12 protein-coding genes and 1 pseudogene are annotated in these 11,410 nt (G+C 67.2%); 6 read left to right on the top strand and 7 right to left on the bottom strand.

Going from position 1 to position 11,410, the window contains the following annotated elements; all coding sequences use genetic code 11:
• Nucleotides 1-234: pseudogene (locus QZ186_RS10310) on the top strand (malate transporter); the annotation flags it as partial.
• On the opposite strand, the gene gap reads toward QZ186_RS10310, so the two are convergent.
• The 3 genes from gap to QZ186_RS10295 all read right to left on the bottom strand — a co-directional run bounded on the left by gap (nucleotide 213) and on the right by QZ186_RS10295 (nucleotide 2,767).
• Nucleotides 213-1,214: a type I glyceraldehyde-3-phosphate dehydrogenase gene (gene gap, locus QZ186_RS10305; RefSeq protein ID WP_296416688.1), complete on the bottom strand. Its 1,002-nt coding sequence runs from the start codon at nucleotides 1,212-1,214 to the stop codon at nucleotides 213-215. The pseudogene QZ186_RS10310 and the gene gap sit on opposite strands and share 22 nt — an antisense overlap.
• 92 nt (nucleotides 1,215-1,306) lie before the next feature.
• A complete protein-coding gene (locus QZ186_RS10300) occupies nucleotides 1,307-1,846 on the bottom strand; it encodes a hypothetical protein (protein ID WP_010317866.1) in 540 nt (179 codons plus the stop codon).
• Between the two features lie 72 nt (nucleotides 1,847-1,918).
• Complete coding sequence (locus QZ186_RS10295) at nucleotides 1,919-2,767, bottom strand: cation diffusion facilitator family transporter (RefSeq protein ID WP_296416687.1); 849 nt, start codon at nucleotides 2,765-2,767, stop codon at nucleotides 1,919-1,921.
• A gap of 36 nt (nucleotides 2,768-2,803) precedes the next feature.
• On the opposite strand from QZ186_RS10295, the gene QZ186_RS10290 reads away from it, so the two are divergent.
• Genes QZ186_RS10290 through QZ186_RS10280 form a run of 3 tightly spaced genes read left to right on the top strand, consistent with a single transcriptional unit; the run spans nucleotide 2,804 to nucleotide 5,385 of the window.
• Nucleotides 2,804-3,916, top strand: coding sequence for an iron-containing alcohol dehydrogenase family protein (locus QZ186_RS10290; RefSeq protein WP_296416686.1), 1,113 nt, complete (start codon nucleotides 2,804-2,806; stop codon nucleotides 3,914-3,916).
• Nucleotides 3,909-4,793, top strand: coding sequence for an alpha/beta hydrolase (locus QZ186_RS10285; protein WP_296416685.1), 885 nt, complete (start codon nucleotides 3,909-3,911; stop codon nucleotides 4,791-4,793). Before QZ186_RS10290 ends, QZ186_RS10285 begins: the two co-directional genes overlap by 8 nt.
• On the top strand, nucleotides 4,786-5,385 hold the full coding sequence (locus QZ186_RS10280) for a DUF2993 domain-containing protein (protein ID WP_296416684.1): 600 nt from the start codon (nucleotides 4,786-4,788) through the stop codon (nucleotides 5,383-5,385). Before QZ186_RS10285 ends, QZ186_RS10280 begins: the two co-directional genes overlap by 8 nt.
• Here QZ186_RS10280 and QZ186_RS10275 read toward each other — a convergent pair.
• The 3 genes from QZ186_RS10275 to QZ186_RS10265 are packed head-to-tail and all read right to left on the bottom strand — an operon-like array spanning nucleotide 5,382 to nucleotide 8,286.
• Nucleotides 5,382-6,269, bottom strand: a complete 888-nt coding sequence (locus tag QZ186_RS10275; RefSeq protein WP_247479080.1) for a phosphatidate cytidylyltransferase — start codon at nucleotides 6,267-6,269, stop codon at nucleotides 5,382-5,384. The genes QZ186_RS10280 and QZ186_RS10275 overlap by 4 nt on opposite strands.
• The gene (gene cbiT / locus QZ186_RS10270; protein ID WP_010317872.1) at nucleotides 6,266-6,880 is read right to left on the bottom strand and encodes a precorrin-6Y C5,15-methyltransferase subunit CbiT; all 615 of its coding nucleotides are present in this window, start codon (nucleotides 6,878-6,880) and stop codon (nucleotides 6,266-6,268) included. The genes QZ186_RS10275 and cbiT overlap by 4 nt, the downstream gene beginning before the upstream one ends.
• Nucleotides 6,881-6,888: 8 nt before the next feature.
• Nucleotides 6,889-8,286, bottom strand: coding sequence for an aminotransferase class I/II-fold pyridoxal phosphate-dependent enzyme (locus tag QZ186_RS10265; RefSeq protein ID WP_296416682.1), 1,398 nt, complete (start codon nucleotides 8,284-8,286; stop codon nucleotides 6,889-6,891).
• 31 nt (nucleotides 8,287-8,317) lie between these two features.
• On the opposite strand from QZ186_RS10265, the gene QZ186_RS10260 reads away from it, so the two are divergent.
• Together QZ186_RS10260 and QZ186_RS10255 are read left to right on the top strand one after the other, a co-directional pair.
• Nucleotides 8,318-9,970, top strand: a complete 1,653-nt coding sequence (locus tag QZ186_RS10260; protein ID WP_296416681.1) for an AarF/ABC1/UbiB kinase family protein — start codon at nucleotides 8,318-8,320, stop codon at nucleotides 9,968-9,970.
• A gap of 26 nt (nucleotides 9,971-9,996) precedes the next feature.
• The gene (locus QZ186_RS10255; protein ID WP_296416680.1) at nucleotides 9,997-10,464 is read left to right on the top strand and encodes a hypothetical protein; all 468 of its coding nucleotides are present in this window, start codon (nucleotides 9,997-9,999) and stop codon (nucleotides 10,462-10,464) included.
• Here QZ186_RS10255 and QZ186_RS10250 read toward each other — a convergent pair.
• On the bottom strand, nucleotides 10,461-11,393 hold the full coding sequence (locus QZ186_RS10250; protein ID WP_296416689.1) for an RpoD/SigA family RNA polymerase sigma factor: 933 nt from the start codon (nucleotides 11,391-11,393) through the stop codon (nucleotides 10,461-10,463). The genes QZ186_RS10255 and QZ186_RS10250 overlap by 4 nt on opposite strands.
• Nucleotides 11,394-11,410 lie beyond the last annotated feature (17 nt).

Below are 11,410 nucleotides of genomic sequence, written 5' to 3'. Positions count from 1 at the left end.
GCCTTGATGTGGCTGCTGAGCGGACTGCTGCAACTGCCGGAGCTGATGCGACAGGCGCTGGTCCTCCAGGCCGCTGCACCGACGGCAATGTCCGTGCTCCTGCTCGCTGAAGCCGCCGACGCCCAAAACAGAGGCGGCAAGGAAACCCTTCCCGCCGCCCGACTGGTGCTCTGGAGCAGTGGGGCCGCTGCCCTCAGCCTGCCGCTCTGGTTTCAGCTCACCGCGGCCATGTGAGTGATCAGGTCAATGCACTTGCAGCTGTAGGCCCACTCGTTGTCGTACCAGGACACCAGTTTCATAAAGGTGTCGCTCAGGGCCATTCCAGCGCCGGCATCGAAGACGGAGGTGCAGCTCTCACCCAGGAAATCATTGGAGACCACCTGGTCTTCGGTGTAACCCAGGATTCCCTTCAACTCCCCTTGAGAGGCGGCCCTCATCGCCGCCTTGACCTGCTCATAGCTGGCGGGCCTGGCCAGATTCACCGTGAGGTCGACCACGGAGACATCCGGGGTCGGGACCCGGAAGGCCATGCCCGTGAGCTTGCCGTTCAGCTCTGGAATCACCCGGCCCACAGCCTTCGCGGCGCCTGTGGAGCTGGGAATGATGCTCTGGCCGGCGCCGCGTCCACCGCGCCAGTCCTTCAGGGACGGGCTATCCACAGGCTTCTGCGTGGCCGTCGTGGCGTGAACGGTGCTCATCAAGCCACTGACAATGCCGAAGTTGTCGTGGACCACCTTGGCCAAGGGCGCCAGGCAGTTGGTCGTGCAGCTGGCGTTGGAGACGATGTCCTGGCCGGCGTAACTGCTGTGGTTCACCCCCATCACGAACATCGGGGTCTCGTCCTTGGAGGGGGCGCTCATCACCACCCGCTTGGCCCCGGCCTCGATGTGGGTGCGTGCCAGGGGATCCGTCAGGAAAAAGCCCGTGCTCTCGAGGACCGTGTCGACTCCAATGGCATCCCACTTGAGGTTGCTTGGATCCCGCTCCGCCGTAATCCGGATGGCGTTCCCATCGACCACCAGCTGACCGTTCTCCACCTTGACCTCGCCTTTGAAGCGGCCATGGGTGGAGTCGTAGCGCAGCAGATAGGCCAGGTAATCGACATCAATCAAGTCATTGATGCCCGCCACCTCAACCCCGGGAGTGGCCATCGCGCGGCGGAAGGCCAGGCGGCCAATCCGACCAAAACCATTGATGCCGATCCGAACGGTCAAGGGAAGGGGCCCCGAATGCCACTCCCCAATACAGCGGGTGTTCCGGCTCTGTCGATGAAAAAACAGCAGACCTAGATCAAAAAGGCTGCCAATCAGCCCTCCTGGGGCTCCGTTTCAAATTGGTCGCTCAGCAGTCGACGCTGGTATTCCGCCGTCAGGGCATTGAGGTGCTCAGTGGCCGCTGCCGTCATCTCCTCATCGATCTGATCGAAAGCAGAGCCCTCTGGAACCGTGATCCCCAGCACCAACGCCAGGGCATCAAACAGACGCACCTGATCGTTCTGCCAGGCCTGGTAGTCGCCTGCGACCTCGATTAAGGCGTCCTGCTCCACCGTGCCGCGATCCACCTCCGAGCGGATGGTCTGGATCTGAGCCAGCCGCGCTGAGCTCACCACCGCATGGGCCGCCCCCAGGGCCGCCAGCGCATCGCTGGCCTCCCGCTTGAGAACACTCAGGTCCCTGTTGCGAACTGCCTTATCGATCGTCAGGGGCGAGCGCAGGCCTGGCATCTGACTGACGGCCGAGCGCTTCTGCGGCGTCGGAACCGGGCGCGCCGGCGGCGCTGGTTTCAGGGCTTGGCCCCAACGGATCAGGGCATTGCCCAGGCGCCGCCTCCAGCTGCGTCTTGCCATCCCCCTCCGAGCCGACCTGTCTCCAATCTGATGGGCCAGGGGCGAAATGGGTAGGGGAAAACCGAATGGCCCTCAGGACTGGGGCTCAATCTGCAGGGTGCTGTGGTCGATGCCCAGCTGGCGTAGGCGCTCCTCGCCAAGGCGGAGCAGATCAACCGATGGCTCGCTCTGCACCTGCAAATGGGCCGTCAGCGCCACCCGGCGGCCACCCAGGCCCCAGACATGGAGTTCGCTCACGCGCAACACCCCCGGCAGCTCCCGCAAGGCCGCCTCAATGGACTGCAGATCGTGCCCCTCCGGGACCGCATCAAGGCTCGCCGCCAGGGCTTGCTTCAGCAGCCCATAGGCACTGACCATCACCGCCGCGCCGACCGCAATGGCCGTGATCGCATCGAGCTCCGTGCGGCCGGTCAGCGCCACCAGGATCGCGCTGAGCAACACAGCGGCTGAGACCGCCGCATCGCTCAGCAGATGCAGCACCGCCGCGCGGCGATTGAGATCGAGATGGTCCTGCGCCCCAAACAACCGCGCGGACAGCAAATTGATCGCAATCCCTGCAGCGGCAGCAACGGCCACGGGCCCAGCCACCAGGGGCTCGGGCTGCTGCAGCCGGTCCAGGCCTTCCACCACCACCAGCAGGCCCGCTGCAAACACCAGAAGGCCATTGATCAAGGCCGCCAGGTGGGTGCTGCGGCCAAAGCCATAGGTGAAGCGACCGCGGGGGGGCTTCAAGCTCAAGCGCTCAGCGCCCCAAGCCAAGAGCAGGCCCACCACATCCCCCAGGTTGTGGATCGCATCGCCGATCAAGGCGAGGGAGCCAAAGCCAAAGCCGATCGCCAACTGCGCTCCCGTCAGGAAGGCATTCAGCAGCACGCTCCAGCGAAACGCCCCAGCGTGATGGTGGTGGTCGTGGTGACCCATGTCCCACTTTTAGAGTGGATTTCTGGAATCCGGTCCATGGCTGTCTCCGCCGTTCAGCAACACGCCATCGCACCCGCCAACGTGCTGCGCGGCGAAGGAGCCTGGACTGAAGCGCTGCCGCTGATCGCGGGCCTCTGCCAAGCACCGCTGCTGCTCGGCCGCAGCGCGGCCACCCGGGAACTGCGGCTCGGGCTCCAAGCCGATCTCAAGACGCAAGGCCTACGGGTGCTCAGCGCGGAGCTTGAGTTCGACTGCTGCGAAGAGGACCTCAGCCGTCTCGCGGAGCTGAGCCAATCCCAGGGCTGTGATGGGGTCGTGGCCTGCGGCGGCGGCAAGGTGCTCGATGCCGGCAAGTTGCTGGCCCACCGCCTGGGGCTCCCCTGCATCACCGTGCCCACCAGTGCCGCCACCTGCGCGGGCTGGACGGCGCTGGCCAATCTCTACAGCCCCCAGGGGGCATTCCAGGGAGATGTCGCTCTGGAGCACTGCCCGGAGCTGCTGGTCTTTGACCACGGCCTGGTGGCCTCAGCCCCCAATCGCACCCTGGCCAGCGGCATCGCCGATGCCATGGCCAAGTGGTACGAGGCCTCCGTCAGCAGCGGCGCCAGCCGCGATGGCCTAGTGCAACAGGCCGTGCAACAGGCCCGGGTGCTGCGGGATCAACTGCTGCTGGAGGCCGAGCAGGCCCTCGGGGAGGTCGGCGGCGAGGCCTGGGTGCGCGTGGCGGAAGCCAGCGGCCTGACGGCCGGCCTGATCGGAGGGATTGGCGGCGCCCGCTGCCGCACCGTCGCCGCCCATGCGGTCCACAACGGCCTGACCCAACTGGAGGCCAGCCACGGCCAGCTCCACGGGGAGAAGGTGGGCTTTGGAATCCTGGTGCAACTGCGCCTGGAGGAAAGCGTCGGGGGTAGCCAGCTGGCGGCCCAGGCCAGGCGGCAACTGCTGCCCTTCTTCCAACGACTCGCGCTGCCCGTCAGCCTGAAAGACCTCGGGCTCGCCCAGGCCAGCCTCGCGGAGCTCCAGGAGGTGGCGGAGTTTGCCTGCAGGCCCGGCTCAGATCTCCATCACCTGCCCTTCAGCGTCGGTCCAGCCGATGTCCTGGCGGCCCTGGTCAGCACCACCGCCGCCCTGAGCAGCGTGGATGCCTGAGCACCTGGATCAGCGGCAGCTGCTGGAGCGCGCCGCCAAAACCCTGCTGGATCCCAAAGGACAGGCCATCGCACGCGCGGTGCAGTGGTGGGACCTGCCGAGCGCCTGCAACCAAACCCGTGAACCCTGGCCCGTGGCGGTCCTGGGCTCTGGAGCGCCGGTGCTGCTGCTGCATGGCTTTGACAGTTCCCATCTGGAGTTTCGGCGGCTCAGCCCGCTGCTCTCAGCCCACGCCCAGCTGTTCATCCCCGACCTCTACGGCTTTGGCTTCTGCCCCAGGCCCCAGGGCGGCGACTACAGCCCCGCGGGGGTGCTGCGCCATCTGGAAGCCGTGCTCGATGCGGTCCTCGAGCGCAGTGGCGCCCAGCGGGTCGGCCTGATTGGTGCCTCCATGGGCGGATCGGCGGCCGTGGAATTGGCCCGCCGGCGCCCGGAGCAGATCGATCGCTTGCTGCTGCTTGCCCCAGCGGGCCTGACGGGCAAACCCATGCCGGTTCCGCCCCTGCTCAACCAACTGGGCGCGCGCTTTTTGGCCCTGCCGGCGATTCGGCGCGGGCTCTGCCGCAGTGCCTTTGCCCAACCCGACCGTGATGTGGGGCCCGCGGAGCTGGAGATCGCCTCGATCCATCTGCGCTGCCCCAACTGGGCCCCCGCCCTGGCGGCCTTTGCCGGCAGTGGTGGCTTCGGGGGCTGCGGGTTGCCGCTGCCGCAGCAGAGACTGCAGGTGCTCTGGGGCGCCAACGACCGGATCCTGCAGGGCAAAGCCAAGGCCGACGCCGCAGTTCTGTTAGGAGAGCGCATCACCGAGCTGAGCGATTGCGGGCATCTGCCCCACATCGATCAGCCCGACACCGTGGTGCGCACCTGGCATGGCTGATCCCGTTCTGCAGCTGCTGGCCAGTGGGCTGCAGTTCTGGATTCGCCAGCAATGCGAGTCCGTCGATCAGCTCGAGCTCCAGCTGCACGGCTCCACCCTGGCCCTACTGCGGGGACGGCTGGAGGGGGTCAGCCTGGTGGCCCGCAAGGCGGTCTTCAGCGCCCTTGAGATCGAGCGGGTGGAGCTACGCAGCGGCGCGATCAGCGTCCAGATCGGCCGGCTGATGAAGGGGCAGTCCCTGCAGCTGGATCAATCCTTCAGCGTGACGGGCAGCGCCGAATTCAGTGGCCCTGGCCTGAGCCGCTCGTTTAGCAGTGCCCATTGGCGCGGCCTGGCCGATCAAATCAGCGAGGCGCTACTGGGGCTGACGCCGCTGCAGGAGTTGACGATCGCAGGCGACCAGCTGCTGGTGCGCGCCCAGGGCCGGGAGATGGCGACCCAGCCGCGGGCGGAAGCCGGCTGCGTTGTCCTGCAGCAGAGCGATGGCCCCCAGCGCTATGCCCTGCCCGGAGACCCCAACATCACCATCGAGCGGGCGGAACTGCAGTCCGGCCGGCTGCTGGTCAGCGGCAGAGCGACGGTCAGCCCCTAGGCCAAGAAGGTCACGACGGTGAAAAACACCGCCGGGATGAACAGATAGCTGTCGATGCGATCGAGGATGCCGCCATGGCCGGGCAGGAAATCGCCCGAATCCTTGACGCCGGCATCGCGCTTCATCATCGATTCGGTCAGGTCCCCCACCAGGGCGAAGACCGTGACCATCGCCCCGAGCAGGGCACCAATCGCCCAGCCCCAGCTCCAGCCCAGCAGCACCCCAAACAGGGCTCCTAGCAGCATCGAGCAGATCAACCCGCCCAGGGCACCCTCCACGGTTTTCCCCGGCGAGGTGGGCGAGAGGGGGGTGCGGCCGTAGCGGCGGCCAATCATGTAGCTGCCGATGTCCGTCGCCACGATCTGCAGACAGGCCATCAGCATCAGCACCATCCCCGAGGTCAGTGGCAAAGGCCAGTGCTGGAGATTCGGCGCCAAGAGCGGATCGGTGAGATCCCGCAGGCGAATCCAGTAGCTGGGCAGATAGCCCAAATAAAAGAGGGCAAAGATGGAGGAGGCGATATCGGCGATCGTCCCGGTGACGGGCTGCAACAGCAGCCAGCCGCAGATGATCGCCCCGGCCACCGGCAGCACCGCAGCCGAGAGCTCCGAGGCAAAGCCGACCCCCGCCACATCGCCGCCATGGGCCCACTGGGTGGTGATCAGCAGCAGCTGCACCAGCACCAAGGTGGTCTTGCTGGCGGGCCGGATGCCCTTGGCCCGGGCCAGGTCGAAGTACTCCAGCAGGCCCAGGTGGACCATCACCCCCAGGGCGATGGTGAACCACCAGCCCCCCAGACCCACCACCAACAGGCCAAAGGCACCGGCGGCGTAGCCGCTCAGCAGGCGCTGGGGGGAGGTTCGGGTGCGCGGGGGAGGAATCAAGGGCGTTCTGCCGCAATCACAAACAGGGGTTCTGCGGCCGCCAAGCGGGCCTGGCTGCCGCGGCGCTGCATCCGGTGAACCGTGGCTTGCACCACCTGCAGATCGACCGCCGCCAGTTGCCCCAAGGTATCGGTGGCGTCCACCAGCCCCTCCAGGCTGGCGGTACTGATGACCAGGCGACCGGCTGGGACCAGGGCCTCCCAGACCTGATGCAGGACATCCCGCAGGGGACGGCCCACCTCCAGCAGCACCCGATCCGGGCGCGGCGGCAACTGCGCCAGGCCATCGGGCGCTTCCCCCTGGTGGATGTGCAGGTTCTCAATGCCAAAGCGGCGGCGGTTGCGCTCCAGCAGCTCAATGCCGTCGGGATCCCGCTCGAGGGTGTGGACCGCTCCAGCGGGCATCAAGCGGGCGATCTCCAGGGCCAGAGCACCGGTGCCGCCGCCCACATCCCAGACCAGGGAATCGCTCTTGGGCCGCAGGTGCGAGAGCAGCATCACCCGCTGCTCCATCGGGGTCGGGCTGAAGCCGGGGGCATCGGCAAAGGCCGCATCCGGCAGCCCGGGGGTGACGAAATCCCATTGGAAGGAGCCCTTCCCTGCCGCGGGCATGCTCCGCCTCACGCGATCAGCACCTTCACCGTATCAGCGATCTGATGGGGCCAAAGCCGCCGCTGCTCCTGCAACCAGGCGGCCCGGGGCCCATCGATGCGCTCCCCGGGAATCAGCAGGGGAATCCCGGGGGGGTAAGGGCAGAGGGGTTCTGCAGCCAGGCGCCCGGCGGCCTGCTCGAGGGGCACCGCTTCTGCCGGCGCCCGCCAGGCCTCGGCCAGGGGCCGCTCCGGGCTGGCCGCCAGGGGCAACGGCGGGGGGCTGAAGGTCAAGCGTTCCGCGCTTCCTAGCGACCGGCGCAACTGGTGCAGGGCCGCGGGCAACTGCCGCAGCAGGCCTCTGGGCGGCTGCAGTCCCAAACAGAAGGTCAGGCAACCCGGCTCAGGCAGCTCCGCGATCACCCCCCGCTGCATCAACCAGTCATCGGCCTCCAGGCCATTGATGCCATCGGCGGCGCAGATCCAGCTCAGGCGCAACGGGTCTTGGTTCTCCAGCAGCTGCAAGCCACGGGCCTGGAGGCGCTGGCGCAGCCGCAGGCCCTGATCGAGGGCCCGGCGCAGTTGCTGGCGTCCCTGGGCACTGCGCAGATGCAGCAGTGCCGCCTCCGTTGAGCCCAGCAGCAGGGCGCTGGGGCTGGAAGTTTGCAGCCAGAGCAGTGCCCGCTCGATCCGCCCGGGATCGAGATCGCTACCTGCCCCCTGCAGCAGCACAGCACTTTGGGCCAGGCCACCGGCGGCCTTCTGCAGGGACTGCACCACCAGGTCCGCCCCAGCCTCCAGGCCAGGGGCCGGCAGCCGCGGATCCAGACCCAAATGGGCGCCATGGGCCTCATCGAGCAGCACCGGCAGCCCCTGCCGGTGGGCCAGCGCCACCAAGCCCGCCAGATCCCCAGCGAGGCCTTGGTAACTGGGGGAGACCAGCACCAGCGCCGCCAGGGGCCCCTCGGCCAGGGCCGCGCGGATCACCGCCTCCAGGTGCTCAGGACTGGGGGGCAGCCAGAGGCCCGAGGCCGGATCAAAGGGCAGATCAAACAGAACCGGCTCCAGTTGCCCGAGCAGACAGCCGTGCAGCAGGGAGCGATGCAGATTGCGCGGCAGTAGGACCCGCTCACCCGGTTGCGCCAGAGCCAGCAGACCGGCTTGCAGCAGGCCGCTGGCCCCATTGACGCCGTACCAGCAGCGCTTGGCTCCCAGCAGATCCGCCAGGGCCCGTTGGCTCTCTGCGACGGCCCCCTCGTCCTCCAGAGGGCCACCGATCTCCGGCAACTCCGGCAAATCCCAGCGGCCCGGGGCTTGGCGCAGCAAGCGGGCCAGGGCCGGCGCCAGGCCCCGCCCGCGGCCGTGGGCCGGCAGATGCAGCGGCAACCGGGGCCGGCGCGCCTGAAGCAGCTGCTGGAGCAACACCATTCCTAGAGTTTGCAACTTGCTGGCGGATTGGATGAGCACCTACGACCCGGGGCGTGACTTGCGCTGGCTGCTGCTGCGGCCCTGGCAGCTGGTCGGCCGCTTGGTCGTGGTGCTCAGCAGCCTGCTGAGCCTGGCGCTGGTGCTGGTCTTCCAGGCCAACAATCCCGACCCGAAGGTGCAGCAGCGCCTGGGGCAGAAGATTTTCACCACCCTGACGGGACTGGGGCCCTGTTTCATCAAGGTGGGCCAGGCCCTCTCCACCCGCCCGGACCTGGTGCGGCGGGACTGGCTGGATCAGCTGACCCAACTGCAGGACAACCTGCCGGCCTTCCCCCACGCCATCGCCCTGGAGACGATCGAGGCCGACCTGGGGGCCCCGGTCCAGCAACTGTTTGAAGAGTTCCCGGACTATCCCGTGGCGGCCGCAAGCCTGGGCCAGGTGTACCGGGCCAAACCCGTCGGCGGGAACTGGGTGGCCGTGAAGGTGCAGCGCCCCAACCTCGAGCGGCAGCTGCGCCGGGATCTGGTGCTGATCCGGCTGCTGGGGGTGATGGCCGCTCCGCTGCTGCCCCTGAACCTGGGCTTTGGCCTGGGGGAAATCATTGATGAGTTCGGCCGCTCCCTGTTTGAGGAGATCGACTACCGCAAGGAGGCCGACAACGCCGAGCGCTTCGCGCGGATGTTCGAGGGCAATGCGGCGGTGATCGTGCCGCGGGTGGACCGCAGCCTCTCGGGCCAGCGGGTGCTGACGACCACCTGGATCAACGGCACAAAACTGCAACAGCGCCAGGAGCTCGAAGCCCAACACCTCGATCCCGCCTCCTTGATCCGCACGGGCGTGATCAGCGGGCTGCAGCAGCTGCTGGAGTTCGGCTACTTCCACGCTGATCCCCACCCAGGCAACCTCTTTGCCCTGCCGGGCAAGACCGGAGCCCTGGGCCATGTGGCCTACGTGGACTTCGGGATGATGGATTCGATCAGCAACAGCGATCGCCTGACCCTGACCGGGGCGGTGGTGCACCTGATCAACCGCGACTTTGAGGGCCTGGCTCAAGATTTCGTCGATCTGGGCTTCCTCAACGCCAAGACGGACCTCACCCCGATCATTCCCGCCCTCGAGGAGGTCCTCGGCGGTGCCCTCGGCGAGAACGTCGGCTCCTTCAACTTCAAGGCGATCACCGATCGCTTCTCGGAGTTGATGTACGCCTACCCCTTCCGGGTGCCGGCCCGCTTTGCCCTGATCATCCGGGCGGTGGTCAGCCAGGAGGGCCTGGCGATGCGCCTGGACCCCAGCTTCCGGATCATCAACGTCGCCTATCCCTATGTGGCCCGGCGCCTGCTGGCGGGGGACACCGCCGAGATGCGCGAAAAGCTGATGGAGGTGCTGTTCGATCGCGATGGACGTTTGCAGCTGGAGCGACTGGAGAACCTGCTGCAGGTGGTCGAGAACGACGACGGCGGTGGCGGCGCCACGGACCTGCTGCCGGTCGCCGGCGCGGGCCTGAAGCTGCTGGTGGGCGAAGAGGGCAAGAGCCTCAGGCAGCGGCTGCTGCTGACCCTGGTCCGCGACAACCGCCTAAACACCGACGACCTACGCGGCCTGATGCAACTGCTGGGCCGCACCTTCTCGCCGCGCCGCGTCGCTGGCCGCCTGCTCACTCGGCTGAACCCGCTGGCGGCTTAGGGTCAGCGCCACTTGAGCCCACAGCGATGTCCCTGGCCCCGATCAACCTGAGCGAAGCCGCCCAGGACCTGGCCACAGGGGACTTCGGCGACCTGGACCCCAGCGAGATCCTGTTGGAATTCGCCCCGATGTTCCAGCCCCCCTATGTGCTGGCGGGGATTGGCCTGGCCATGGGGATCCTCTGCGGATTGACCTTCGCCAGGCTGGTTCAGAACAAGCTCGACGGCTGGAAGCAGGACCGGCTGGCACTGCTGCCCCTGGGGAACTTTGAGACCAACCTGCCCTACACGGGGATCGTCGTTGGCATCACCCTCTTCATCGGCGGCAGCCTGCAGATCTTCGGCTTCTCCTCAGGAGCGGCATTGCTCGTGGCCTTCGTGCTGTCAATGGCCACCGCCGGCGCCCTCTGGGTCCAGCTGGAGCGGCTAATGAGCCAGGTGGAGAACGGCACATTCAGCGCCGTTGACTTCGACAACTTCGACGAGTTCTTCTAAGCCGCCAGATAGGCGTGCATCTCCTCGGAGCGGCGGCGTAGCTCCTCGTGGGCCTTGCGCTCGAGGCTGCGGGCACGGTCGCGGCTCATCTCAAGTGCACGGGCGATGGAGCTCAGGCTCATGGGCTCTTCGACATCAATGCCATAGCGCATCTTCAGCACGCGGCCCTGCAGGTCCGGCAGTTGGTCCAACAGTCCCCGCATGTCCATCCGCAGGCACTCCCCATCCACCAGCTCTGACGGCTGGGTGCCATCGGCGGCCAGCAGGTCCAGCAGCTCCGTGTCATCGCCGTCGCCCACCTTCGTCTCCAGGCTCACGGGCTGGCGCGCGCGGCAGAGCAGGTCCTTCACCTCCTCCTCCGGCAGGTCCACAAACTCCGCCAGCTCCGTCACCGTCGGCGTGCGGCCCAGCTCCTGGCTCAGCTCACGCTGGCCCTTCTTGAGCTTGTTCAGCGTCTCGGTGATGTGGATCGGCAGCCGGATCGTCCGGCTCTTCTCCGCGATCGCCCGCGTGATCCCCTGGCGGATCCACCAGTACGCATAGGTACTGAACTTGTAGCCCCGGGTCGGGTCGAACTTCTCCACGCCCCGCACCAAGCCAATGGTTCCCTCCTGGATCAGATCCAGGAGCTCCATGTTCCGCTTGGTGTACTTCTTCGCCACGCTCACCACCAACCGCAAGTTGGCGGCCACCATCCGCTCCTTGGCCCGCTGACCACTGCGCAGCCGCTTCTTGAGCTGAACCTGCGTCAAACCCGCTTCCTTGGCCAGCACCGCAGGCGAGGGCTTCTCCACACCCTCACGGCTCGCCAGCTCCTGCTCCAACTCCTCCAGCGCCACCAGCTCTTGGACCTGACGGCCCAGGGTGATCTCCTGCTCGTGGGTCAGCAGCGGCACACGGCCGATATCCCGCAGATACGAGCGCACCAGGTCCGTTCCACCGGCCA

Source organism: Vulcanococcus sp. DEBay_Sum29NL08_54, assembly GCF_017859255.1.
In the GTDB taxonomy this organism is placed as follows: Bacteria; Cyanobacteriota; Cyanobacteriia; order PCC-6307; family Cyanobiaceae; genus Vulcanococcus.
The sequence above is the reverse complement of the archived record's forward strand: the minus strand, read 5'-3'. Positions and strand labels throughout refer to the sequence as shown.